The sequence below is a fragment of the [Bacillus] enclensis genome (genome assembly GCF_001456935.1).
GTDB lineage: Bacteria > Bacillota > Bacilli > Bacillales > Bacillaceae_B > Rossellomorea > Rossellomorea enclensis.
The window spans coordinates 493,032-517,778 of sequence record NZ_KQ758483.1; the positions used below are offsets into that span (position 1 = coordinate 493,032).

The following is a 24,747-nucleotide window of genomic DNA, read 5'->3' on the forward strand; positions in this document are numbered from 1 at the left end:
AATGATGAATGGAAAGCGCATCAGCGGCCGATACAGGATCATTAAACTGATCGGCGGCGGGGGAATGGCCAACGTATATCTTGCGCATGACATGATCCTTGATCGTGAAGTGGCCATTAAGATGCTTCGAATGGATTTTGCCAATGAAGAAGAATTTATCAAACGGTTCCAGCGCGAGGCGCAATCTGCAACAAGCCTTGTCCATCCGAATATCGTAAGCATCTATGATATCGGTGAAGAAGATGATCTTTATTATATCGTAATGGAATATGTTCAAGGAATGACCTTGAAACAGTACATACAGCAGCATTCACCTGTCGATATCGATACGGCTTTGGATATTATGAAACAGCTGACCCTGGCTATTTCACATGCCCATCAGAACCATATCGTACACAGGGATATTAAGCCACATAACATATTGATCGATGAGGAGGGCACGGTCAAGATCACTGATTTCGGTATTGCGATGGCCCTCAGCGCCACGTCCATCACACAGACCAATTCAGTTCTCGGCTCCGTGCATTATCTGTCTCCTGAGCAGGCGAGAGGCGGAATGGCAACGAAAAAATCGGACATTTATTCACTGGGGATCGTCATGTTCGAATTACTCACCGGCCGTCTCCCATTTTCCGGGGAATCAGCCGTCTCAATCGCATTGAAGCATTTGCAGTCGGAAACCCCATCGTTGAGAAGATGGAATCCCGACATCCCGCAAAGTGTAGAAAATATTGTTCTTAAAGCCACGGCAAAAGATCCTTTCAGAAGATATGACAGCCTGGAGGAAATGGATGAAGATCTTACAACGGCCCTTGATCCGAGCCGTGTGAATGAACCTAAGTTCTCTGTCCCGATGGATGATGAAGCCACTAAGGCAATCCCGGTCATTACGGATGACCAAGGATCTTCAAATCTGGACGATACCATCATCCATACCCAGTCAAGCATAGACACCAAGCCTGCAGTACCTCTCAATGCTGACAAGGACGCCAAATCAGCTAAAGGGAAAAAGAAGAAAAAGCCCAAAGAGAAAAAGAAGAGGAAGTGGCCGGTGCTGATCATCAGCTTGTTCTTTTTGCTTATTTTGCTGGGGGTTGCTGCTGTGACTCTAGTTCCTGACTTACTGGGGCCTAAAGAAATTGAAGTTCCGGATGTCACCGGGAAAAAAGATTCAGAAGCTGTTTCGATTCTCATTTCTGCCGGATTTGTGGTCGGGGAAACAAAAGAGCGTCCGGATGATAAAGTGCCCGAGGGACAAGTCATCAATACAAACCCTAAAGCAGGCCGCATGGCCAATGAGGGGTCCTCTATAGACATGTATGTAAGTACGGGGAAAGAAAAAACCGAAGTGGAAGATTATGTAGGCAAGAACTATGATGATGTTGTTTCTGACCTTGAAGATCAAGGATTCAAAGTTGAAAAACTTGAAGAATCCTCCAATGAAGTCGGAGATGGGACAATCCTTAGCCAAGACCCTTTACCTGGCGAAAGTGTGGTTGCCGGTGAGACTACGATTAAACTGACAGTCAGTACTGGTCCTGATTCCTTCGAATTAAGAGATTTATCAGGCTACGATCAAAAATTACTTGATGAATATGCTGACTTGAGGGGCATATCAATAGAAAAAAACGGTGAGGAATATTCCGATGAAATCCCTGAAGGACATGTGATGAGCCAACAAACTAAAGCTGGCACTCCTACCTATCCAGGTGATACAGTGTACGTTGTGATGTCCAAGGGGCCAGAGCCGCCTAAAGAGAAAGAAGAATCTCTTGAAATCGAAGTCAAGTATGAGGGAGACGGAACAAAGCCGCAGTTTGTTGAAATCTTCATCGAAGACAAGGACAGTACGTATGAAGACAGTGAAGAAAAAACAGGAATTACGGAAGATACCACGTTCACACTGAACTTCTTACTGGAAGATGGCAAGCAGGGGAAATATAAGATACTTGTAGACGATAAAGAGTATAAATCTGGAACCGTTGAGTATCCTAAAGACGAATAATAAGCGAGCGGGACTGTACCCCGGGTTAATGTTGACCTTAGGGGACAGTCCTCTTATTTTCCTTTATAATGGAATTATGATATAAAATGAAGATATACATACGAGAATGTTTAAAGAAATAAAAGGAGGTCCCGAATGGCAGAAGGGAAGATTATCAAAGCATTAAGCGGGTTTTACTATGTTCTCTCTGAAGGGCAAATTACTCAATGCCGCGGCAGAGGGGTGTTTCGAAAGAATAAGGTGACCCCGCTTGTAGGGGATTATGTGGAATTCCAGGCAGAGAACGAAACCGAAGGATATATCTTGAAAGTATTTGAACGCAAGAATGAACTGGTGCGCCCTCCGATTGCGAACGTGGATCAGGCCATTTTGGTTTTTTCCGCCCGGGAACCGGATTTCAGCACAGGATTACTGGACCGTTTCCTTGTTTTAGTCGAAAGCAAGGAAATCGACCCGCTTATCTGTATCACCAAAATGGACTTGCTTAAACAAGATGAAATACAAGAAGTGGAAAAGTATGCAGAACAATACCGTTCTTTTGGGTATGAAGTGGTGGCCACGTCATCGAAGACTGAAGAGGGAATTGAAGAATTGGCTCCTTACATGAGAGATAAGACTTCTGTATTTGCAGGGCAGTCGGGGGTGGGTAAATCAAGCTTATTGAACGTGATCAAACCTGAACTCGAATTGAAAACAGCCATGATCTCATCTCATTTGGGGAGGGGGAAGCATACGACCCGCCACGTTGAACTGATTCATATCGGGGATGGCTTGGTGGCTGACACCCCTGGTTTCAGTTCCCTAGAATTCACAGACATTGAAGTTGAAGACCTGCCGCACTATTTTCCTGAAATGGTGGAAGCTTCCGAGCAGTGTAAATTCAGGGGATGCCTTCACATCAACGAGCCGAAATGCGCGGTAAAGAAAGCAGTTGAAACAGGGGACATACCAGGCTACCGGTATGATCACTACCTAACATTCCATCAGGAAATAAAAGACAGAAAGCCGAGGTATTAAGAAATGAAGATAGCACCATCAATACTTTCTGCAAATTTTGCAGAACTGGGGAAAGAAATCAAGGACGTCGAAAATGGGGGAGCCGATTACATCCATATCGATGTGATGGACGGTCACTTCGTCCCGAACATCACAATGGGCCCGATGGTTGTCAAAGCGGTACGGCCGCTCACGGACCTGCCGCTGGATGTTCACCTTATGATCGAGGATCCGGACCAGTATATAGAGGCATTTGCCGATGCCGGAGCGGACTATATCACTGTACATGTCGAGGCAGCAGCCCACTTGCACAGAACCATCCAGCTGATCAAAAGCAAAGGTGTAAAAGCCGGAGTCGTTCTAAACCCGGCCACTCCTGCTGAATGGGTGAAACCGATTCTTCAAGATATCGATATGGTCCTGTTAATGACGGTTAACCCAGGCTTTGGAGGCCAGTCATTCATCCCGTCGGTCGTACCGAAAATAAAGCAAATACGCAGCTGGGCAGATGAAATCAACCCGAAACTTGAAATTGAAGTGGACGGCGGCATCAACACGGACACAGCAGCGGTCTGTGCTGAAGCGGGAGCGGATGTATTTGTTGCCGGTTCCGCCATTTATAATAAAAATGACAGAGAGGCTGCGATCCAAGATTTAAGAAAATCGCTGTCCAAATAATTTTAATGACTGATCCAGTAGTAATATGGATCAGTCTATTTAATATGTGAGGTGCAGAAAATGGAATTTTGTATCGTAGCCGGGGGACCGGAGAGGTATTTGCCGGATTTGAAAAAGTTCAATAATACAAATGTAAAATGGGTTGGTGTGGACCGGGGAGTATTCACCCTTCTGGAAAACGGCCTGGAAGCAGAGGGTGCGTTCGGTGATTTTGATTCAGTGAGTTCAGCTGAATGGTCATTGATCACTGATCGAGTTGAAAAAGTAAACACATACAAACCCGAAAAAGATGAAACGGACTTAGAGCTTGCCTTAAACTGGGTCCTCGGCCAAAACCCAGATTCCATCAAAATATTTGGAGCTACAGGAGGGCGTCTCGATCATTTCATGGGGAATGTCCAATTATTGATGCAGCCGACCCTTATAGATTCAGGAATAAAGAGCGAATTGATCGATGTTCAAAACCGTTTATGGGTCGTAAAGGCAGGAGAGCATGAAGTGATTGAACTCCCTTCCCATCAGTATATTTCATTTGTCCCAATGACCGGATCCGTCGAGGATCTTACACTTACCGGCTTCAAATACCCGCTAAAAAACCGGAATATTTTCCGCGGATCAACACTATGTATTAGTAATGAACTTATACAATCATCTGGTACTTTTTCTTTTACAAATGGCATATTAATGGTGGTAAGAAGCAGCGACAGCACTTCTTGACCCAATTCAAAAAGAAGACGTACTTACATGCAACTGCTTGAATAGACTGAAATGATGTCAAGCGAAACATTATGTTCTTTAGATTGCGGGGAGGGACTAAAATGCGATTTTATACAATCAAATTACCAAAGTTCTTGGGCGGGCTTGTTCGAGCGATGTTAGGAACATTCAAAAAGGAATAATGTTGGGTTTGAAGGCAGCAGGGGGCTGTCTTCTTTTTTTGATTTAGATTGCAATTCTGTATTTGAGTGATTGATTTGTTTTGAAAAGAGTTTTTTTGGATGAGATCAATGGTTTTTTTATTATAAATGAAAAAAGTAAACGGATTCCAAACGTAAACATGGGTTTTCAGGATGAATTGGCAGTTGGTGTTATACCCGTGCAGGTGTTTGTGATCCGGTTTTCAAGATTTACGGTCCACTTTTGAAAAATACAAGCCACTTTTCAGATTTACAGGCCAGATCTCGAAAATACGATCCACTTTCACCGAAATACGAGCAACTTGTCGAAAAATCTTTAAGCTTCAAGGATTCAGCGGCCTTCATGACTCGGTTAAATGGTTAAGTGATTTCGATGGCTATTTCATTGACTGATACGCCTTTTCCGTGGGGGCATGAGCGGAATCTTTTAATTTTGCCCTGTAATCTTTGAATTAGTGCCGTTAATCTTTTAATTTATAACATTAATCTTCGAAATTCCCACGATAATCTTTCAATTTCACTGATTATTCCGTCACTAGGAAAAATATGGAATATGATTACCTCTTACCAACAATAAAAAAACCTGCAGAGAACCACCCGGCAGGCAAAATCATCACAGATCCATTTGTCAGTCCCTATTTCTCAAAGCCCTTCCGCTTTTCGAATTGTCCAGCTCCAAGGCTAGAGACTCGAGACATAAGCCATGCCATCCAAAAAGGCAAACCCCGCCTTTCCGGCTGCCCTGTCTTATGCTTGTCGTCTCTGAGCGAGCCGCCTCCGCTTTTCTGGCTGTCCAGCTCCAGGTCTTAGAGGCACATGTCATAAGTCAAACCGGCCAAGAAGACAAAGAACGCCTTCCCGTCCGGTTCGTCTTATGCCACCCGCCTCTGAGCAAAGCCCTTCCGCTTTTCTACCTGTCCAGCTCCAGTGGTCTGCTCCCGTTTGAAAATTAACCTTTGGCTTTTGAGGCAAAAAACGCCTCTAAAGCCAAAGAACATTTTTCAAAGGGAGCAAAACGCCCACTTCCGCTTTTCTGGCTGTCCAGCTCCAAGGCTTAGAGGCACATGTCATAAGACGAATCGGCCAAGAAGGCAAAGAACGCCTTCCCGTCCGATTCGTCTTATGCCACCCGCCTCTGAGCAAAGCCCTTCCGCTTTTCAAGCTGTAAAGTATTTTTTCTTGAAAGCTTTTAATTGAACTGTTGCATTATGGGAGCGTGTGTGATAAATTATTAAAGTATCTTTATGATAAAAGCGAAATGTAGAACTGAAATGTAACTTCAGCTTCTTGTTAGTGAGGAGGGAATAGATTATGGCAAAGAAATGCGTAGTAACAGGCCGTAAAGCTAGCGCTGGTAACGCTCGCTCTCACGCGATGAATGCGAACAAGCGTACTTGGGGTGCTAACCTGCAAAAAGTTCGTATTCTTGTAGACGGTAAGCCTAAAAAGGTTTGGGTTTCTGCAAGAGCGTTGAAATCAGGTAAAGTTGAGCGTGTATAATACTTAAACAAATGAGGAGACGTCTTTCTTGAAGGGCGTCTTTTTTCTATTTATAAGAGTAATGCGCCGGAAAATGGAAAAAATGATAGATACTGAGTTCATAAATAGTGCCTGGAGTATACTTTAGCTTTCAAAAAGTGCATAGTTATAGTAAAATGTTTTTAGCCAAGCATGTATTTAAAGGGGGAGAACATTCCATGTCCATCGAATTGAAAACGCAGTACGGACAAATTGATATTACGAATGATGTCATTGCAATGATTGCTGGAGGTGCAGCGGTGGATTGCTACGGAATTGTTGGAATGGCTTCAAAGAATCAGATAAAAGACGGTTTTACAGATATCCTACGTAAAGAAAATTTCACTCGCGGAGTGATTGTTCGTCAAGATCAAGAGGAAGTACATATTGACATGTATATTATTGTGAGCTATGGTACAAAAATTTCTGAGATTGCTCATAACGTACAATCCAAGGTTAAATATACCCTTGATAAGACCGTCGGCTTGGCGGTAGATTCAGTAAATATTTTTGTGCAGGGGGTTCGAGTTACGAACCCGTAGTGAGGAGGAAGATTTGTGTCGATTACATCTTTGGAAGGAAAGCGTTTTGCCGAAATGGTCATCCAGGGGGCTGCAAAGCTTTCTGCCAATGCGCAGCTGGTTGATGCGCTGAACGTATTTCCTGTTCCTGATGGTGATACTGGAACAAACATGAATTTATCAATGACTTCAGGTGCAAAAGAAGTTAAACAAAACACCCAAGAACATATAGGTAACGTTGCTTCTGCACTCTCTAAAGGGTTATTGATGGGGGCCAGGGGTAACTCCGGTGTTATCCTTTCCCAGTTATTTAGAGGATTTGGAAAGGCCATTGAAGGCAAAAGCTCTTTAACAAGCAAGGAATTTGCGGATGCACTGCAGTCTGGTGTGGAAACAGCTTATAAGGCTGTCATGAAACCGGTTGAAGGAACGATTTTGACTGTGGCAAAAGATGCAGCCAAAAAAGGTGTGAGTTCAGCACAAAAAGAAAGCGACTTTATAAAGTTGATGCAGGATATCGTAGATGAGGCAAAGGCTTCCCTCGATCGTACTCCCGACCTTCTGCCAGTGTTGAAGGAAGTAGGGGTTGTCGACAGCGGCGGCCAAGGATTATTGTTCGTCTATGAAGGGTTCCTGGCTGAATTGAAGGGTGAAAAAGTATCCGATCAGGTATCATTGCCATCCATGAACGATCTTGTGAGTGCAGAACACCATAAGGCTGCCCAGGATTTCATGAGCACCGAGGATATTGAATTCGGTTATTGTACAGAGTTCATGGTCAAGTTCGAGGAAGATAAGAAGGCATTCAATGAAGAAGACTTCCGTAATGACCTGAGCGAATACGGAGATTCACTGCTTGTAATCAGCGATGATGAGCTGGCAAAAGTACATATCCACTCAGAACAGCCCGGGAATGTATTGAGCTATGGACATAAATACGGCAGTCTCATCAATATTAAGATTGAAAATATGAGACAACAGCACAGCAGTATCGTTGGAGAATCCCACACGGCAAAACCTGAGGCCCCGCCTGTTAAAAAGGAAGTGGACTTTGCCATTGTGACAGTTGCGATGGGTGAAGGGATTTCTGAACTCTTCAAGAGTATCGGTGCCACTGCGGTAATCGAAGGCGGACAGACGATGAATCCGAGCACGGAAGATATCGTAAAGGCCGTGGAAGAAGTGAATGCCAAGAAAGTCATTATCATGCCTAATAATAAGAATATTATCATGGCAGCGGAACAGGCGGCGGAAGTGCTTGGTGCAGAAGTTGCTGTCGTACCGACGAAGACTGTTCCGCAAGGAATGGCTGCTTTGCTCGCTTTCAATCCAACCGCTTCTGTAGATGATAATAAAAAGGCAATGAGTGAAGCTTCACAGCAAGTGAAGACAGGTCAGATCACTTATGCGGTAAGAGATACGAATATTGACGGTATGGCAATCTCGAAGGATGACTTCATGGGAATCTCTGAAGGCAAAATCGTGATCGCCGAGAAGGATCGTCAGCAGACAGCAAAAAGTCTATTGGACGAGATGCTCGATGAAGATTCTGAAATTCTTACCATCCTCTACGGTGAAGATGTGTCTGAAGAAGATGTAACTTTATTACAGGAATATGTAGAAGAACACTATGAAGATGTGGAAGTGGAAATTCATAACGGAAAACAGCCACTTTACTCCTATATTTTTTCAGTTGAATAAAAGGATGAAGGGGACAGTGCCAAACATGCGCCTGTCCCCTTATATTATGTTAAAATAGAAGTAGTTTGCTTGTTTAGACAGGGGGAAATCTACGATGAAGTACAAAAGTGTATTTGATATTATCGGTCCTGTTATGATCGGACCATCAAGCTCCCATACTGCAGGGGCTGCTCGGATCGGAAGGATTGCACGCAACCTTTTCCGCCGGGAACCAAAGTGGGTCAAGATTTCATTTTACGGTTCTTTTGCGAAAACGTACAAAGGACATGGTACCGACGTAGCGATCATCGGGGGAATCCTGGATTATGATACGTTTGACGAGCGCATCATCCATTCAATCGATCAGGCACGGAAAAAAGGGATCAGAGTCAAATTTCAGGAAGAGGATGCCGTTACGGATCATCCGAATACTGCGCGTATACAAATGGGCGATGATCAGGGTGAATTGGATCTTGTCGGCATCTCGATAGGAGGCGGAAAGGTGGAAATCATCGAATTAAATGGTTTTGAACTGAAACTGTCAGGTCATCACCCAGCCATACTGGTAGTCCATGATGACCGCTTCGGTGCGATTGCATCCGTGTCCAATATTCTTGCCAAACATAAGTTGAACATCGGTCACATGGATGTTTCCAGAAAAGAGAAAGGCAAAATGGCACTGATGACCATCGAAGTGGATCAACCGATAGATGAAGCTGTAATCGAAGAGATTACATCACTCTCCAATATCACACAGGTAACAAGGATCTCAGATTAAATCATTATTTTTATGAGAACGTTTACATCATCATTGTAAGGGGGTTTCTATATGTTTAGAAATGTTGCCGAGTTAATCGAACTGGCGGAAAGTCAAGATAAAAAAATATCGGACATCATGATTGAACAAGAGAAAGAATTCACGGGGAAATCATTTGATGAGATTTATGCCCAAATGGAAAAGAACCTGGAGGTCATGGAGCAGGCTGTGGCACGCGGACTGGAAGGTGTAAAATCACATTCCGGACTGACAGGCGGAGATGCTGTCCTCCTTCAGAAATATATTGAAAAAGGGAAATCTTTAACAGGAGACACAATATTGGATGCTGTAAGCAAAGCCGTTGCTACAAACGAAGTAAATGCAGCAATGGGAACAATATGTGCCACTCCCACAGCAGGTTCAGCCGGGGTTGTTCCGGGTACTTTGTTTGCTGTGAAAAACAAATTGAATCCGTCTAAAGATGAAATGGTGAGATTCTTATTCACTTCCGGTGCTTTTGGTTTTGTGGTTGCAAATAATGCATCAATATCAGGGGCTGCCGGTGGGTGTCAGGCTGAAGTGGGCTCGGCAAGCGGAATGGCTGCGGCGGCGATCGTTGAAATGGCAGGCGGTACGCCGAGTCAATCTGCAGAAGCGATGGCCATTACGTTGAAGAATATGCTTGGGCTGGTGTGTGACCCGGTAGCAGGATTAGTGGAAGTCCCATGTGTAAAACGAAACGCCATGGGGGCCGCCAACGCAATGGTTGCAGCGGATATGGCACTTGCAGGCATCACCAGCCGCATCCCTTGTGATGAAGTGATTGATGCTATGTATAAAATCGGTCAAACAATGCCTGTCGCCTTGAGGGAAACGGCACAAGGGGGATTAGCCGCAACACCTACCGGCAGGGAACTTGAAGCGAAAATTTTCGGGGTTTCTCTGAATAAACGTGAAGATTCCTAAAGAAGGACTGACAATCCAGAACGTCAAGGGGATTGGTGAGGAAACTGCTTTGCAGATGAACCAGATGGGGATATACACGGTTCTGGATTTGTTGGAATACCTGCCTTATCGATTTGAGGATTACAGACTGAGAGATTTAGAGGAAGTTGCACATGACGAGAGAGTCACGGTCGAGGGGAAAGTTCATTCCGAACCTTCGCTCATGTATTTTGGAAGGAAGAAATCCAGGCTGACAGTAAGGCTGCTGGTGGGGAGATACTTGATTCAGGCGGTATTCTTCAATCAGCCGTATCTGAAAAAGAAAATAAATCTTCATGATACCGTCACTGTGACGGGGAAATGGGATAAAAACAGACAGGTCATAACCGTACAGCATTTCACGGGAGGTCCCCACAACAAAGACGGGGACTTCGAGCCTGTTTATTCATTGAAAGGAAATATTAAAAATCAAACCCTTAGAAAATTCATAAAGAAAGCTTTCGATGATTATCATGAGATTATTTCTGAAAATCTGCCTGACGCCCTCCTTGAAAAATATAAGTTGATGAGCAGGTCGGATGCCCTTTATCAAATGCATTTTCCGGCTTCTCCCGCTGACATGAAACAGGCGAGGAGAAGATTTGTTTATGAGGAATTTTTACTGTTCCAGCTTAAAATGCAGGCACTGAGAAAATTCGAGAGGGAACATTCCAACGGAATGGCCCAGCATTACGATGTAGAGAAGATCAAAGCATTCACGGATTCACTCCCGTTTCCTTTAACCGGGGCGCAAAAAAGAGTGGTGAATGAAATTTCCGCTGATATGAAGTCACCTTTCCGGATGAACAGGCTTCTTCAAGGGGATGTCGGATCAGGTAAGACTGTTGTGGCTGCTATCGCTTTGTTTTCCTCCGTGACAGCGGGCTATCAAGGGGCTCTCATGGTTCCCACCGAAATACTGGCCGAACAGCATGCAGATTCGATGAGTGAACTTTTGACCCCTGCAGGATTATCTGTTGCGCTGCTGACCAGTTCCGTCAAGGGTAAAAGAAGAAGACTTCTTTTGGAGAAATTGAAAGAGGGAGAAATTGATATCCTCATCGGTACCCATGCGCTGATCCAGGACGACATTGAGTTTAAGTCATTGGGTTTGGTCGTCACCGACGAACAGCACCGCTTTGGTGTCAATCAGAGGAGGGTGTTGAGAGAAAAAGGGGAAAGCCCGGATGTCTTATTCATGACGGCCACCCCTATCCCGAGAACCCTTGCCATCACGGTCTTCGGTGAGATGGATGTCAGCATCATAGATGAAATGCCGGCGGGAAGGAAAGAAATCGAGACCTATTGGACAAAGGCAGATACTCTTCCCCGTGTCCTTGCCTTCATGGATAAAGAACTTGATCAGGGCAGGCAGGCGTATGTGATCTGCCCGCTGATAGAGGAATCGGACAAACTCGATGTCCAAAACGCGATCGATGTCTATAATCAGCTCCTTGTTTATTTTGAGGGGCGCTATAAAGTCGGACTCATGCACGGCAGGCTGCACCCTGAGGAAAAAGAGGATGTAATGAGACAATACAGTTCAAACGACATTCAAGTCTTGGTATCCACTACAGTTGTAGAGGTAGGGGTGAATGTTCCGAATGCCACGTTCATGCTTATTTATGATGCTGAAAGATTCGGTTTATCACAGCTTCATCAGCTGCGCGGCCGGGTTGGCCGCGGTGAAAGCCAATCCTATTGCATCCTATTGGCTGAACCGAAGACAGAGGTCGGTAAAGAGCGGATGAAGATCATGACAGAGACCAATGACGGCTTTGTCCTTAGTGAAAAGGACCTGGAACTTAGGGGGCCGGGTGATTTCTTCGGTAAGAAGCAAAGCGGGCTGCCTGAATTCAAGGTAGCGGATATGGTGCATGATTATCGTGCGTTGGAGGTTGCAAGGGACGATGCCCAAGCATTGATCAACTCTAAGGATTTCTGGGAAGATCCCCGGTGGGAGCAGCTTCGTTTGTTCTTGTCGGAATCAGGTGTAATGAAAGGTGAAAAGCTGGACTAGTAAGGCAGATTGTGAGATTAATTCTTGCAATCTGTTTTTTTAGATTATATACTACTATTAGTACCTAGTACTAATAGTGGACGGTGTTGAAAAATGAGACTTTCGAAAAAAGAAAGACAAGCGAACCTATTAGAAACGATTAAAGATAATCCGTTTATAACTGATGAAGAATTGGCGGATAGATTCGGTGTCAGTGTTCAGACCATCCGTCTTGACAGGATGGAACTCTCTATACCCGAACTTCGTGAACGCATTAAGAACGTTGCAGAGAAATCTTTTGAAGATGAAGTGAAGTCCCTTCCTATTGAAGAGGTCATTGGGGAAATAATTGATATAGAATTGGATGAAAGTGCAATATCTATTTTCGATGTGAAGACTGAACATGTCTTTGTACGGAATAGAATTGCAAGGGGACATCACCTGTTCGCACAGGCAAATTCCCTTGCAGTTGCAGTCATAAATGATGAACTTGCTTTGACGGCCAAGTCCACTATCCGGTTTACCCGCCCTGTTAAAGAAGGCGAAAGAGTCGTGGCGAAAGCAAAGGTCTTACATATTAAAGATGAAAAAGATCGTACAATGGTAGAGGTACAAAGTTATGTCGGAGGAGAGCTCGTTTTCAGGGGTGACTTCGAGATGTACCGTTCCAAAAAATCAGAAAAGGATGAAGCATAGATGAAGTTAGCCGTTGATGCAATGGGCGGAGATCATGCTCCTAAGGAAATCGTCCTCGGTGTAAAGAAGGCCCTGGAAGAATTTCAGGATATTGAAGTTCTCCTTTACGGTGATGAAAATAAAATCAAAGAGTGGCTGCCTTCACATAAGCGATTGACGATCGTACATACAGATGAAGTGATCGAAGGCACGGATGAACCTGTGCGAGCAGTAAAAAGAAAGAAGAATTCATCGATGGTCTTGATGGCACAGGCTGTAAAAAACGGCGAGGCTGATGCGTGCATTTCCGCAGGGAATACAGGCGCGCTGATGACAGCGGGATTATTCATTGTGGGAAGGATAGATGGAATTGACCGTCCTGCCCTTGCCCCGACCCTTCCGACGCTTGACGGGAAAGGCTTCCTGATGCTTGATTTGGGGGCGAATGTGGACGCAAAGCCTGAACACTTGGCTCAATACGCCATAATGGGAAGTATCTACGCTGAAAAAGTAAGAGGCATTGAACAGCCGCGGGTCGGCCTGTTAAATATCGGGACTGAAGATAAGAAGGGGAACGAGCTGACGAAGAAAGCGTTCAGTTTGATGAAGGATGCGCCTGTTAATTTTATTGGAAATGTCGAATCAAGGGATCTATTGGAAGGTGCCGCAGATGTGGTGGTCACCGACGGTTTCACGGGGAATATGGTACTGAAAACAATTGAAGGCACCGCCCTTTCGATTTTTTCCCTGCTTAAAAAGACGCTTACTTCTTCCATTAAGAATAAAATCGCTGCCGGACTTGTGAAAAATGATTTGAAGGAACTGAAAGGCATGCTTGATTATACAGAATATGGCGGAGCCGGTTTATTCGGTTTAAAAGCCCCTGTCATCAAAGCCCACGGTTCTTCAAATGAAGTTGCTCTGTTCAATGCGATGAGACAAGCAAGGGATATGGTAAAGAACGACGTTTCAAATACAATCAAGGAAGCTGTAAAAGGAGGAGAAGTACATGAGTAAAATCGCATTTGTTTTCCCGGGTCAGGGCTCTCAGACAGTCGGAATGGGGAAGGAACTGGCCGAAAAGTATCCAGAGGTTGGAGGTTACTTCAAAAGAGCGGATGAAAAGCTTGGGGATGACCTTTCCTCTATTATCTTTGAGGGACCTCAGGAAGAATTGACTCAAACGACGAATGCTCAGCCGGCATTACTGACAACGAGCGTGGCGATACTGGACAGGCTGAAATCAGAAGGAATCACAGCCGATTATACAGCAGGCCACAGTCTTGGTGAATATTCTGCACTGGTTGCAGCCGGTGCCCTTTCTTTCGAAGACGCAGTTTACGCCGTGAGAAAAAGAGGGGAATTCATGGAAGAAGCCGTTCCGAGCGGTCAAGGTACGATGGCTGCAGTTCTTGGCATGGACAGAGATGTGTTAAAATCAATCACGAACTCCGTAACTGAAGAAGGTCATTCTGTTGGACTCGCCAATCTCAATTGTCCGGGACAGATTGTGATTTCAGGGACTGTAAAAGGAGTGGAAGCCGCTACGGCACGGGCAAAAGAAGAAGGTGTCAAAAGGGTCATCCCTCTTCAAGTGAGCGGACCTTTTCACTCAGAATTAATGAAGCCGGCCGCTGAAAAATTCATTTCAATCTTAGATTCGATTGAAATCCATCATGCGGATAAGCCGGTTATCGCGAACGTTACGGCATCGCCTGTGTCAGAAGCAGAAGAGATCAAGCGTTTGCTGATTGAACAGCTGTACTCCCCGGTGCTATGGGAAGATACAGTTGAAAAGTTATTGGAACTTGGTGTGGATACTTTTATTGAAATTGGTTCGGGTAAAGTATTATCAGGTCTCATCAAAAAAGTGAATCGCAGGGTTAAAACTTACGCGGTCCAGGATGAGGCTTCCTTGACTGAAACGATTGCAAAGTTAAAGGAGGAAGCGTAAATGAAGTTGGAAGGAAAAGCGGCACTTGTTACAGGTGCATCCAGGGGGATCGGAAGAGAAATCGCGCTGGAGCTTGCCCGTGAAGGTGCCAAGGTTGCCGTCAATTATTCAGGAAGTGAAGCGAAGGCAAATGAAGTGGTCGATGAAATAAAAAGCATGGGCGGAGAAGCTTTTGCCGTTCAGTGCAATGTAGCTGACGGTGAGTCTGTCCAAACCATGGTGAAAGAAACCATCAGCCAGTTCGGGTCACTGGACATCCTGGTGAACAATGCAGGAATTACGAAAGATAATTTATTGATGCGCATGAAAGAAAGTGAATGGGATGACGTTATCAATATAAACCTGAAAGGTGTGTTCCTTTGTACCAAGGCGGCAACCCGCCAGATGATGAAACAAAGAAGCGGACGCATCATTAACATCTCATCCATTGTAGGGGTGAGCGGTAATCCCGGACAAGCGAACTATGTGGCTGCCAAGTCAGGTGTCATCGGTTTGACGAAAACCGCTGCCAAGGAACTGGCGCCGCGTGGAATCACGGTGAATGCAGTTGCACCCGGCTTTATTTCAACAGACATGACCGATGAGCTGCCTGAAGATGTACGCAGTGAAATGTTGAAACAGATACCATTGAATCGCATGGGAGATCCCAAGGATATAGCCGGAGTAGTAAGCTTCATTGCCTCGGATGCCTCTTCTTACATGACCGGACAGACCCTTCATGTTGACGGCGGAATGGTGATGTAACCCGATTTGTGCCAATGCGAAATCAGGAAAATGATTAAATTCCGCGGATATGCTTTTCATTCCGGGTGGAAATACTCTATAATACCTTGAGGGGAGGTGACAAAAATGGCAGAAGTATTAGATCGTGTAACAAAAATCATTGTTGATCGTCTTGGTGTAGATGAATCTCAAGTAACTCTTGAAGCTTCTTTCAAAGAGGATTTAGGAGCTGACTCCCTAGATGTAGTTGAGCTTGTTATGGAACTTGAAGATGAATTCGACATGGAAATTTCTGACGATGATGCTGAGAAAATTGGCACAGTGGGTGACGCTGTGAACTACATAAAAGCAAACGCATAATCGTTCAGTTGAATGCAGGCCATTCAACCATTTTAAACTTGGCAGAATTCCTCTGCCAAGTTTTTTGTCTTTTTATTTAGGGCTACTAAGATGCATATATGAGATTAATTGAAATAGTGAATTGGTTCCAGCTGTTGATTGGAGTGCAAGACGAAGACTCCTATCAGAAAAAGCGGAGGCGGCTTGCTTAGCCCCGACAAGCATAAGATGAATGGGACGGAAAGCGTTCGCTGCTTCTTTGGGCCATTTAGCTTATGACCTCGAGGGACTAGCCGCCGGAGCTGGACAGGATCTGCCGTGGAGGAATGCTGAGGAGGCTCGCCAACCGCCAGAAAGCTAAGTCTTGCACGGAAATCAACAGCGGCATACAGGCTTGGAATTCATGGATCAGAATTAAATTAACTTTTGATTATTTGTTTTATTTATCATAAACTTGATAAGTGTATATTTGAGAACCTATAGAGCAAGGTGGAGTGCTTTATGCGAAAGCATAGTAGAAACAAAGGAATGTCAAAACAAAAAAACGAGCTGAAATTCAAGAAATTCCAAGAGGAAATCGGAATTAAATTTCAGGATGAAAAACTTCTTAAACAAGCTTTCACTCATTCATCCTATGTGAATGAGCATCGCAGAAAACCTTATGAAGACAACGAACGCCTTGAGTTTCTTGGCGATGCGGTGCTGGAGTTGACCGTATCCCAATTCCTCTTCAAAAAATACCCGATGATGTCAGAAGGTGAATTAACCAAGCTGAGGGCCGCCATTGTTTGCGAACCCTCATTGGTGAAATTTTCAACAGAAATGAACTTCGGTGAGTTGATCCTCTTAGGCAAGGGAGAAGAGATGACCGGCGGAAGGGAAAGACCGGCACTGCTTGCTGATGTTTTTGAGGCATTCATCGGGGCGGTTTACCTTGACCAGGGCCTTGATACTGTAATCGGCGTTCTTGAAAAAGTTGTCTATCCTAAAATAAATATCGGTGCTTTTTCTCATGTGATGGATTATAAAAGCCAACTGCAGGAATTCGTACAAAGAGGGAATGCAGGCATGATTGAATACGGGATCCTCGAAGAAAGCGGCCCCGCACATAATCGGCAATTCATATCCCGTGTCTGTCTTAATGACCAGGAACTGGGGATAGGGAAAGGCCGCTCAAAAAAAGAAGCGGAGCAGCAGGCTGCTCAAAAAGCGCTTGAAATGCTAAAACAAAAGCTAGACGTAAAATAGGGGGAAAGAAGATGTTCCTCAAACAACTGGAAGTAATGGGGTTTAAGTCTTTTGCAGAAAGAATATCGGTAGAATTCGTACCGGGTGTCACGGCAGTGGTCGGACCGAACGGAAGCGGAAAGAGTAATATCATCGACGCGATCCGCTGGGTTTTGGGAGAACAGTCTGCCAAAAGCCTCCGCGGATCAAAGATGGAAGACGTCATCTTTGCAGGGAGTGACTCAAGAAAAGCACTGAATATAGCTGAAGTCACACTGGTGCTTGATAATGAGGACGGGGCACTCCCGATCGATTACAGCGAAGTAAGCGTGACTAGAAGGGTTTTCCGTTCAGGTGACAGCGAATATCTCTTGAACAAGCAGCCATGCAGGCTTAAGGATATCATCGAGTTATTTATGGACTCCGGGCTTGGAAAAGAAGCATTTTCCATCATCAGTCAGGGGAAAGTGGAAGAAATATTAAATAGTAAGCCGGAAGAAAGAAGAACCATCTTTGAAGAAGCTGCCGGTGTATTGAAATATAAATCAAGAAAGAAGAAAGCTGAATCGAAGCTGTTTGAAACACAGGAAAACCTGAATCGTGTAAATGATATCCTTCATGAACTGGAGGGCCAAGTGGAGCCGTTGAAAATCCAGGCTTCGATGGCAAAGGATTATCTGGAAAAGAAAGAGGAACTTGAGAAATTCGAAGTGGCACTTACCGTCCATGATATCGAGGATTTACATAAACAGTGGGAAAGTCTTAGTGTGGATTTCGAGAGACACGGAAATGAGGAGCTTGCGCTTTCTTCACGTGTACAGAAAAAGGAAGCAAGCCTTGCCCAAACCCGCGATAAAATTGCAGCGCTGGATGAATCGATCACTGGTCTTCAGGAGATTTTGCTTTCAACAAGTGAAGAACTGGAAAAGCTGGAGGGAAGGAAACAGGTCCTGATCGAACGCAAGAAAAATTCTTCTTCCAATGAAACTCAACTAAAACAATCGATTGTTGAGACACAAGACCAATTGGAACGACTAACCCTGGAGAAAAAAGAATTGGTGGAGAGTTTCAAAGAAGTTGAAAGTGAAGTCTCCGGCCTTAAACAGCAGCTGACTTTGAAGCAGAGCCAGCTCAAACACTACAGTGAAAACATCGAAGAAATCATTGAGTCCTTGAAAAGCGATTATATTGAAAAGTTGAATCAGCAGGCCTCTGCCAAAAATGAAATTCAGTATCTTCAGCAGCAGCTTGAGCAGCAGTCAAGCAGAAGCGGGCGATTAGAAGCCGAAAATGAAAAGTATGTTCAACAGAGAGACGAACTTGAGAAAATTCATAAAGAATTAGCGAAGGAATTGCAGATTCAAAAAGAAAAGTTAGATGAACATATCCTTTTATTCAGAGAAGAGAAAAAGAAGCTGGAATCCGTTAAAGCGAAGTATGAAAAACAGGAAAAAACACTCTATCAGGCATATCAGTACCTACAGCAGGCCAAATCACGGAAAGAAATGCTTGAAGAGATGGAGGATGATTACTCCGGTTTCTTCCAGGGAGTAAAAGAAGTATTGAAAGCCCGTGATGGCGTCCTGACTGGAATAGAAGGTGCGGTAGCGGAATTGATCCAGGTGCCGAAGCAATATGAAACCGCGATGGAAACCGCGCTGGCGGCGTCCATGCAGCATATCGTAACTGCAACTGAAGAAGACGGCCGCAGAGCCATCGGTTACTTGAAGAAAAACCAATACGGACGCGCGACTTTCCTCCCGATGAATGTCATTAAAGGAAAATCAGTTCCTGAAAGTCAGCTCGCTATGTTAAAAGGGCATCCCTCGTTTATTGGGGTCGGCTCGGAACTCATTGGTTATGATTCAAGGTTTGGGACAATTATGTCTAATTTGCTTGGTAATGTCCTGGTCACAAAAGATCTAAAAGGAGCAAATGAGATTGCCAAACTGGTTCAGTACCGCTACCGGCTTGTCACGCTGGACGGGGATGTTGTCAACCCTGGAGGATCGATGAGCGGGGGGACCGTAAAGCAAAAAAAGAACTCCCTTCTTTCGAGAAAAGGCGAATTGGAAGAAATGAAAGAGAAGCTATCGGTAATGGAAACGCAGACGGAAGAGCTTCAAACACAAGTGAAATCCTTGAAGGAAGAGAGTTCTTTCAGAGAAAAGAAGCTTGAGGAAATGAGAATATCAGGTGAGCGTCAGCGTTTAAAAGAGCAGGAACTTCTCTCTCAATTAAGGGAAAATGAACTGTCCAGGCAAAATATGGATGAACGATTGTCTCTTTACGATCTCGAGAAAAAAGACTATACATCTGTCAAAGAAAAGCATGACTCCAGAACAAAGGAATTAAAGGATTTCCTAAATGAAATCCAAATTGAAATAAAAGAACTGGATGAAAGAATTGAAGACTTGACGCTTCAAAAGAATTCAGATCGTACGTCCAAAGATGCGATCTCGTCTGAAATAAGCGATTTAAAAGCAGTGTTGGCTGCCCGAAATGAACAGCTCGTCAATACAAGGAATCAACTGGAGCGTGTAAAAGGAAATTCAGCTGATACTGAAAAAAGGATTAATGCATTAAAAGATGATCTTCAGTGGCTCCAGACAGAAATGAAGGACAATTTTTCCGGCGAAAATCAGCTGGTGGAAGAGGCAGAAAGATGTGCCGTGCATAAAGCCGAGACGACGGAACTTATATCCATGCGCCGTGATGAACGGTTAAAACTCCAGCAAGCTGTCGAAAGTGAAGAGCTCGATTTGAAAGAATTGAAGCGTCAGCACAAAGGACTTGTGACTGCGCTTAAAGATGAAGAAGTTAAAATTAACCGTCTTGATGTAGAGCTGGAAAACCGTCTGGATCATTTAAGAGATGAGTATATGCTTTCATTTGAAGCTGCAAAGAATGATTATCCGCTTACAATCGAGGTGGAAGAAGCGCGCAAGAAAGTAAAGCTTGTCAAATTGGCTCTTGAAGAGCTTGGTACGGTGAATATCGGTGCGATCGATGAATATGACCGTGTAAAGGAGAGGTATGATTTCCTTTTGGAGCAGAAGGAAGATTTGACCGAAGCGAAAGACACCCTGTATCAGGTCATCAATGAGATGGATACAGAGATGATCAGGCGTTTCGACCACACTTTTTCTGCAATCCAGGTAGAATTCGAGGGAGTCTTCAGAGAACTCTTTGGAGGGGGGCGTGCGGAGCTGAAACTGACGGATCCGTCAGATCTCCTTCATACGGGTGTTGATATTGTCGCACAACCCCCGGGCAAGAAACTTCAGAACCTCGGCCTTATGTCCGGAGGGGAAAGAGCATTGACTGCGATTGCTCTCTTGTTCTCGATTCTGAAAATCCGTCCTGTGCCTTTCTGTATTTTGGATGAAGTTGAAGCAGCGCTCGATGAAGCGAATGTTCAGCGATTCAGCCAGTACCTGAAGAAGTTCAGTGACGATACTCAATTTATTGTCATCACCCACCGTAAAGGGACCATGGAAGAAGCGCATGTCCTATATGGGGTGACGATGCAGGAGTCCGGTGTATCCAAGCTTGTATCCGTAAGGCTGCAGGAGACACATGAATTACTTGAAACTTAATAGGCGAGGTGTTACAGATGAGCTTTTTTAAAAAACTTAAAGATAAATTCTCTCAATCAAGTGATAATGTAACAGAAAAATTTAAAGACGGTCTGAGCAAAACCCGTAATAACTTTACTTCCAAGGTGAACGATCTTGTGGCCCGTTACCGTAAAGTGGACGAAGACTTCTTCGAAGAGCTGGAAGAAATTTTAATCGGGGCGGATGTCGGCTTCGATACTGTAATGGAACTGGTAGATGAGTTGAAAATGGAAGTGAAGCGGAGGAACATCCAGGATACCGAACAGATCCAACCGGTAATTTCGGAGAAGCTGGTTGAAATCTATCACGGAGATAATGATGATGATAGTTCATTGAATATCCAGGAGAATGAGCTTACTGTCATTCTGTTTGTCGGAGTGAACGGTGTGGGTAAAACCACAACGATCGGAAAAATGGCACATATGCTCAAGGAAGAAGGAAAGAATGTGGTCCTTGCAGCTGGCGATACCTTCCGAGCCGGAGCGATCGAACAATTGGAAGTCTGGGGCGAAAGAGTCGGGGTGCCTGTCATTAAACAGGCTGCCGGAAGTGACCCTGCAGCGGTCATGTTCGATGCCGTTCAATCGGCCAAGGCCAAAAAAGCGGATGTTCTGATCTGTGATACGGCCGGACGACTGCAAAACAAAGTTAACTTGATGAAAGAGCTGGAAAAAGTGAAGCGGGTCATTGAAAGGGAAGTGCCGGGTGCACCCCATGAAGTCCTGCTTGTCCTTGATGCGACCACGGGCCAGAATGCCATGATCCAGGCCAAGACATTCAAGGAAGCTACAGATGTTTCAGGGATAGTCCTTACAAAGCTAGACGGAACGGCAAAAGGCGGAATCGTCCTGGCCATCCGCAACGAACTCAACGTGCCGGTTAAATACGTCGGCCTCGGAGAAAAAATGGACGACCTACAGCCATTCGACGCAGAAAAGTATGTATACGGCCTATTTTCAAACCTTGTTGATAACGAAGAAGAATAAAATTCAGAGAAAAGCAGCTGATACTAAAGCTGCTTTTCTTTGTGTCAGTATTTTGTTGGTAGATTCCATGCATCTATATTTCTCTTAGCTGTTGATTGAATTTCGAGACGAAGACTCCGTAAGTATAGTTTTTAGAAAACTTTCTTGCTATGCATAGAGGCGCATGTCATAAGTCAACTCGGCCATACGACTTTTAGGAAGCCCGTCGGATTTTTTATTTGCTCAGTCCCCTGCGGCTGGTCCCTCGAGGTCACAAGCTAAAACTAATATAAGTTGCAATCCATTATTCAGGATGAAACTGTGAAAATTTATCATATTCAAAACCCCTTCCAGCGATTGATTGGAGTGCAAAATGTAGACTCCTGCGGGAAAAGCGTGTTAGGTGAGACTTGTCTAGCTACGGCGGCTAGAGGCTCGAGGTCATAAGTCAAGCAAGCCAAAAAGGCAAAGAGCGCCTTTCCGGCTAGCTCGCCTTATGCCACCCGCCTCTGACCAACGCCCTTCCACTTTTCTAGCCAGCAGGCAAAGCCGAGGAGGCTCACCAACCGCCCGCGGAAAGCGAAGTTTTGCACGGGAATCATTAGCGGTGTTTAGAAGACTAATTAAAATAAAACAATTCAAAAATATAGTCCGAAACCTTGACAAAAACGCGCAGAATCTGTATTCTTCATATGTAAAGGTTTTTCACTTAACAAGGAGGGATATCGTGTTAGAGAAAACAACGAGAATGAACTATCTCTACGACTTTTATCAATCTTTGTTAACCCCAAAGCAAAGAAGCTACATGTCCCTCTATTACCTGGACGACTTCTCACTGGGTGAAATCGCTGAAGAATACGGGGTTTCAAGACAAGCTGTCTATGATAACATCAAACGTACGGAAGCGATGCTGGAGGAATATGAAGAAAAGCTTTTATTATTTAAGAAGTTTCAAGAACGCAACGAGATTCTTGCTCAATTAAGAAAAAGAATAGAAGACTCATCAATTGATTCTTCTGTCTGTCTGAAACTCATTGATGAACTTGAAATATTGGATTAGGAGGCGGCATGAATGGCATTTGAAGGTTTAGCCGACCGACTGCAAGGTACAATTCAAAAAATCCGCGGAAAAGGAAAGATTTCTGAAGCGGACGTTAAAGAAATGATGCGTGAAGTTCGTCTTGCGCTTCTCGAAGCGGACGTTAATTTTAAAGTGGTTAAGCAATTTGTTAAGAAAGTAAGCGAACGTGCTGTAGGGCAGGAAGTCATGAAAAGTCTTACGCCCGGCCAGCAGGTCATCAAAGTGGTGCAGGAAGAGCTTACTGAATTAATGGGCGGGGAACAGAGTCAGATTGCCGTGGCTAAGAGACCTCCTACCGTCATCATGATGGTTGGTCTGCAGGGTGCCGGTAAAACGACCACCACTGGTAAACTTGCAAACCTGCTCCGGAAGAAACATAATCGCAAACCGCTTCTTGTAGCGGCAGATATCTACAGACCGGCTGCCATCAAACAGCTGGAGACAGTCGGAAAGCAGTTAAGCCTGCCTGTCTTCTCTTTGGGGGATCAAGTTAGTCCGGTTGAAATTGCGAAGCAGGCGATCGAGAAAGCAAAAGAAGAGCATCATGATTATGTACTCATCGATACCGCGGGCCGTCTGCATATTGACGAAAACCTGATGGGAGAATTGAAGGAGATCAAGGAACTTTCAACTCCAGATGAAATTTTCCTCGTTGTCGATGCGATGACAGGTCAGGATGCTGTCAATGTGGCACAAAGTTTCGACGATGCCCTTGGCATCAGCGGCGTCGTATTGACCAAACTTGATGGTGACACCCGGGGCGGGGCGGCTTTATCGATCCGCTCAGTCACGCAAAAACCGATCAAGTTCGTCGGTATGGGTGAGAAGATGGATGCACTCGAACCTTTCCATCCGGAACGAATGGCTTCCCGGATCCTCGGCATGGGTGATGTCCTGTCATTAATCGAAAAAGCACAGGCTAATGTCGATGAAGAAAAAGCCAAAGAACTGGAACAAAAGATGCGTACCATGTCTTTCACATTTGATGATTTCCTTGACCAGCTGGGACAGGTAAGACAGATGGGGCCTCTCGATGAATTATTGAAAATGATGCCGGGAGCGAACAAGATGAAAGGCCTGGACAAGCTGCAGGTCGATGAAAAGCAGATCAGTCATGTTGAAGCGATCATTCAATCGATGACTAAGAATGAAAAGATTCATCCTGAAACCATCAATGCAAGCCGCCGTAAACGGATTGCAAAAGGAAGCGGTACATCCATTCAGGAAGTGAACCGTCTTCTGAAGCAGTTTGAAGACATGAAAAAAATGATGAAACAAATGAGCGGCATGCAGGGAAAAGGGAAGAAAAAAGGGATGAAGTTCCCATTTATGTAGGCTATTCCGTTCGATTTTTGCAAAAAAAATTGAACTGTTAAGAAAAAACACTTTACAAACAAAATACACATTTGATATCATACTAACTTGTGTGAAACTATTCGGAGGTGCTTTAATAATGGCAGTAAAAATCAGATTAAAACGTATGGGAGCAAAAAAATCTCCTTTCTATCGTATCGTAGTAGCAGATTCTCGTTCACCACGTGATGGACGTCAAATCGAAACAGTTGGAACTTACAACCCGGTTGCTAAGCCAGCTGAAGTGAAAATCGATGAAGAGCTTGCTCTTAAATGGCTTTCAAATGGTGCTAAACCATCTGACACAGTTCGTAACTTATTCTCAAAACAAGGCATTATGGAAAAATTCCACAATGCTAAGAACAGCAAGTAATCGATCAAATCGATGAAAGATCTTATTCTAACGATTGTGCAGCCCTTGGTCGACCGTCCGGAAGATGTCCGTATCGAAATGGAAGAAGGTTCAAACGGAATAACCTATAAGTTGTCCGTGCATCCTGAGGACATGGGAAAGATAATCGGGAAGCAGGGGAGAGTAGCTAAATCGATTCGAACTGTGGTATATGCTGCAGCAGGATCTTCACAACAGAAGAAAATCTTCTTGGAAATAGTTGAATAACCGCTGATCAATGCGTTTCAACTTTAACTTGGAGAACAGGGGACTGACCCAAAAGGTTCATAAAGCCTTATCAAGTCAGTCCCTTTTTTCATATCCAAAACGAGACTCCCTAAGAATAAGCCCTTTTCACCAAGAC

At 44.5% G+C, this 24,747-nt stretch carries 23 protein-coding genes; all 23 read left to right on the forward strand.

What is annotated here, in order from left to right:
• Window position 1: 1 nt before the first annotated feature.
• The 23 genes from pknB (at window position 2) to AS034_RS10250 (ending at window position 24,611) form a co-directional block, all read left to right on the forward strand.
• Complete coding sequence (gene pknB, locus AS034_RS10140) at window positions 2–2,005, forward strand: Stk1 family PASTA domain-containing Ser/Thr kinase (RefSeq protein WP_058298388.1); 2,004 nt, start codon at window positions 2–4, stop codon at window positions 2,003–2,005.
• A gap of 135 nt (window positions 2,006–2,140) precedes the next feature.
• The gene (gene rsgA / locus AS034_RS10145; protein WP_058298389.1) at window positions 2,141–3,022 is read left to right on the forward strand and encodes a ribosome small subunit-dependent GTPase A; all 882 of its coding nucleotides are present in this window, start codon (window positions 2,141–2,143) and stop codon (window positions 3,020–3,022) included.
• 3 nt (window positions 3,023–3,025) lie between these two features.
• Window positions 3,026–3,679, forward strand: coding sequence for a ribulose-phosphate 3-epimerase (gene rpe / locus AS034_RS10150; RefSeq protein ID WP_058298390.1), 654 nt, complete (start codon window positions 3,026–3,028; stop codon window positions 3,677–3,679).
• A 60-nt stretch (window positions 3,680–3,739) separates the two neighbouring features.
• Entirely contained in the window at window positions 3,740–4,396 is a 657-nt protein-coding gene (locus tag AS034_RS10155) for a thiamine diphosphokinase (RefSeq protein WP_058298391.1), read from the forward strand.
• Between the two features lie 101 nt (window positions 4,397–4,497).
• Window positions 4,498–4,578: a stage V sporulation protein SpoVM gene (gene spoVM, locus AS034_RS10160; RefSeq protein ID WP_032088878.1), complete on the forward strand. Its 81-nt coding sequence runs from the start codon at window positions 4,498–4,500 to the stop codon at window positions 4,576–4,578.
• Between the two features lie 1,329 nt (window positions 4,579–5,907).
• Window positions 5,908–6,096, forward strand: coding sequence for a 50S ribosomal protein L28 (rpmB, locus tag AS034_RS10165; RefSeq protein WP_032088875.1), 189 nt, complete (start codon window positions 5,908–5,910; stop codon window positions 6,094–6,096).
• 197 nt (window positions 6,097–6,293) lie between these two features.
• Window positions 6,294–6,656 (forward strand): Asp23/Gls24 family envelope stress response protein, encoded by a 363-nt coding sequence (locus AS034_RS10170; RefSeq protein ID WP_032088874.1) that lies wholly within the window; start codon window positions 6,294–6,296, stop codon window positions 6,654–6,656.
• A 15-nt stretch (window positions 6,657–6,671) separates the two neighbouring features.
• Window positions 6,672–8,336: a DAK2 domain-containing protein gene (locus AS034_RS10175; protein WP_058298392.1), complete on the forward strand. Its 1,665-nt coding sequence runs from the start codon at window positions 6,672–6,674 to the stop codon at window positions 8,334–8,336.
• Window positions 8,337–8,430: 94 nt separating this feature from the next.
• A complete protein-coding gene (gene sdaAB, locus AS034_RS10180) occupies window positions 8,431–9,093 on the forward strand; it encodes an L-serine ammonia-lyase, iron-sulfur-dependent subunit beta (RefSeq protein ID WP_032088872.1) in 663 nt (220 codons plus the stop codon).
• A gap of 51 nt (window positions 9,094–9,144) precedes the next feature.
• Complete coding sequence (gene sdaAA, locus AS034_RS10185) at window positions 9,145–10,038, forward strand: L-serine ammonia-lyase, iron-sulfur-dependent, subunit alpha (RefSeq protein ID WP_032088871.1); 894 nt, start codon at window positions 9,145–9,147, stop codon at window positions 10,036–10,038.
• Complete coding sequence (gene recG / locus AS034_RS10190) at window positions 10,031–12,076, forward strand: ATP-dependent DNA helicase RecG (RefSeq protein WP_419184983.1); 2,046 nt, start codon at window positions 10,031–10,033, stop codon at window positions 12,074–12,076. Before sdaAA ends, recG begins: the two co-directional genes overlap by 8 nt.
• 93 nt (window positions 12,077–12,169) lie before the next feature.
• Window positions 12,170–12,751 carry a transcription factor FapR gene (gene fapR, locus AS034_RS10195; protein WP_058298394.1) on the forward strand — a complete coding sequence of 194 codons (582 nt, stop codon included), beginning with the start codon at window positions 12,170–12,172 and terminating at the stop codon, window positions 12,749–12,751.
• Window positions 12,752–13,747, forward strand: coding sequence for a phosphate acyltransferase PlsX (gene plsX / locus AS034_RS10200; protein ID WP_058298395.1), 996 nt, complete (start codon window positions 12,752–12,754; stop codon window positions 13,745–13,747).
• Complete coding sequence (gene fabD / locus AS034_RS10205) at window positions 13,740–14,684, forward strand: ACP S-malonyltransferase (RefSeq protein ID WP_058298396.1); 945 nt, start codon at window positions 13,740–13,742, stop codon at window positions 14,682–14,684. Before plsX ends, fabD begins: the two co-directional genes overlap by 8 nt.
• Window positions 14,685–15,428: a 3-oxoacyl-[acyl-carrier-protein] reductase gene (fabG, locus tag AS034_RS10210; RefSeq protein WP_032088866.1), complete on the forward strand. Its 744-nt coding sequence runs from the start codon at window positions 14,685–14,687 to the stop codon at window positions 15,426–15,428.
• A gap of 105 nt (window positions 15,429–15,533) precedes the next feature.
• Window positions 15,534–15,767, forward strand: coding sequence for an acyl carrier protein (gene acpP / locus AS034_RS10215; protein ID WP_032088865.1), 234 nt, complete (start codon window positions 15,534–15,536; stop codon window positions 15,765–15,767).
• A 480-nt stretch (window positions 15,768–16,247) separates the two neighbouring features.
• Window positions 16,248–16,994, forward strand: a complete 747-nt coding sequence (gene rnc / locus AS034_RS10220) for a ribonuclease III (RefSeq protein ID WP_032088864.1) — start codon at window positions 16,248–16,250, stop codon at window positions 16,992–16,994.
• An 11-nt stretch (window positions 16,995–17,005) separates the two neighbouring features.
• Window positions 17,006–20,572, forward strand: coding sequence for a chromosome segregation protein SMC (smc, locus tag AS034_RS10225; RefSeq protein WP_058298397.1), 3,567 nt, complete (start codon window positions 17,006–17,008; stop codon window positions 20,570–20,572).
• 17 nt (window positions 20,573–20,589) lie between these two features.
• Complete coding sequence (ftsY, locus tag AS034_RS10230; protein ID WP_058298398.1) at window positions 20,590–21,579, forward strand: signal recognition particle-docking protein FtsY; 990 nt, start codon at window positions 20,590–20,592, stop codon at window positions 21,577–21,579.
• A gap of 706 nt (window positions 21,580–22,285) precedes the next feature.
• A complete protein-coding gene (locus AS034_RS10235) occupies window positions 22,286–22,618 on the forward strand; it encodes a putative DNA-binding protein (protein WP_058298399.1) in 333 nt (110 codons plus the stop codon).
• Between the two features lie 12 nt (window positions 22,619–22,630).
• Entirely contained in the window at window positions 22,631–23,974 is a 1,344-nt protein-coding gene (ffh, locus tag AS034_RS10240) for a signal recognition particle protein (RefSeq protein ID WP_032088860.1), read from the forward strand.
• 118 nt (window positions 23,975–24,092) lie between these two features.
• Entirely contained in the window at window positions 24,093–24,365 is a 273-nt protein-coding gene (gene rpsP, locus AS034_RS10245) for a 30S ribosomal protein S16 (RefSeq protein ID WP_032088859.1), read from the forward strand.
• A gap of 12 nt (window positions 24,366–24,377) precedes the next feature.
• On the forward strand, window positions 24,378–24,611 hold the full coding sequence (locus AS034_RS10250) for a KH domain-containing protein (protein ID WP_058298400.1): 234 nt from the start codon (window positions 24,378–24,380) through the stop codon (window positions 24,609–24,611).
• Window positions 24,612–24,747 lie beyond the last annotated feature (136 nt).

Coding starts and splice junctions, on each gene's coding strand:
- rpsP (WP_032088859.1), top strand. CDS start 24,093: ATGGCAGTAAAAATCAGATTAAAACGTATGGGAGCAAAAAAATCTCCT.
- fabD (WP_058298396.1), top strand. CDS start 13,740: ATGAGTAAAATCGCATTTGTTTTCCCGGGTCAGGGCTCTCAGACAGTC.
- ftsY (WP_058298398.1), top strand. CDS start 20,590: ATGAGCTTTTTTAAAAAACTTAAAGATAAATTCTCTCAATCAAGTGAT.
- rnc (WP_032088864.1), top strand. CDS start 16,248: ATGCGAAAGCATAGTAGAAACAAAGGAATGTCAAAACAAAAAAACGAG.
- spoVM (WP_032088878.1), top strand. CDS start 4,498: ATGCGATTTTATACAATCAAATTACCAAAGTTCTTGGGCGGGCTTGTT.
- acpP (WP_032088865.1), top strand. CDS start 15,534: ATGGCAGAAGTATTAGATCGTGTAACAAAAATCATTGTTGATCGTCTT.
- ffh (WP_032088860.1), top strand. CDS start 22,631: ATGGCATTTGAAGGTTTAGCCGACCGACTGCAAGGTACAATTCAAAAA.
- AS034_RS10170 (WP_032088874.1), top strand. CDS start 6,294: ATGTCCATCGAATTGAAAACGCAGTACGGACAAATTGATATTACGAAT.
- sdaAA (WP_032088871.1), top strand. CDS start 9,145: ATGTTTAGAAATGTTGCCGAGTTAATCGAACTGGCGGAAAGTCAAGAT.
- fabG (WP_032088866.1), top strand. CDS start 14,685: ATGAAGTTGGAAGGAAAAGCGGCACTTGTTACAGGTGCATCCAGGGGG.
- plsX (WP_058298395.1), top strand. CDS start 12,752: ATGAAGTTAGCCGTTGATGCAATGGGCGGAGATCATGCTCCTAAGGAA.
- rsgA (WP_058298389.1), top strand. CDS start 2,141: ATGGCAGAAGGGAAGATTATCAAAGCATTAAGCGGGTTTTACTATGTT.
- rpmB (WP_032088875.1), top strand. CDS start 5,908: ATGGCAAAGAAATGCGTAGTAACAGGCCGTAAAGCTAGCGCTGGTAAC.
- sdaAB (WP_032088872.1), top strand. CDS start 8,431: ATGAAGTACAAAAGTGTATTTGATATTATCGGTCCTGTTATGATCGGA.
- rpe (WP_058298390.1), top strand. CDS start 3,026: ATGAAGATAGCACCATCAATACTTTCTGCAAATTTTGCAGAACTGGGG.
- AS034_RS10155 (WP_058298391.1), top strand. CDS start 3,740: ATGGAATTTTGTATCGTAGCCGGGGGACCGGAGAGGTATTTGCCGGAT.
- pknB (WP_058298388.1), top strand. CDS start 2: ATGATGAATGGAAAGCGCATCAGCGGCCGATACAGGATCATTAAACTG.
- smc (WP_058298397.1), top strand. CDS start 17,006: ATGTTCCTCAAACAACTGGAAGTAATGGGGTTTAAGTCTTTTGCAGAA.
- fapR (WP_058298394.1), top strand. CDS start 12,170: ATGAGACTTTCGAAAAAAGAAAGACAAGCGAACCTATTAGAAACGATT.
- AS034_RS10250 (WP_058298400.1), top strand. CDS start 24,378: ATGAAAGATCTTATTCTAACGATTGTGCAGCCCTTGGTCGACCGTCCG.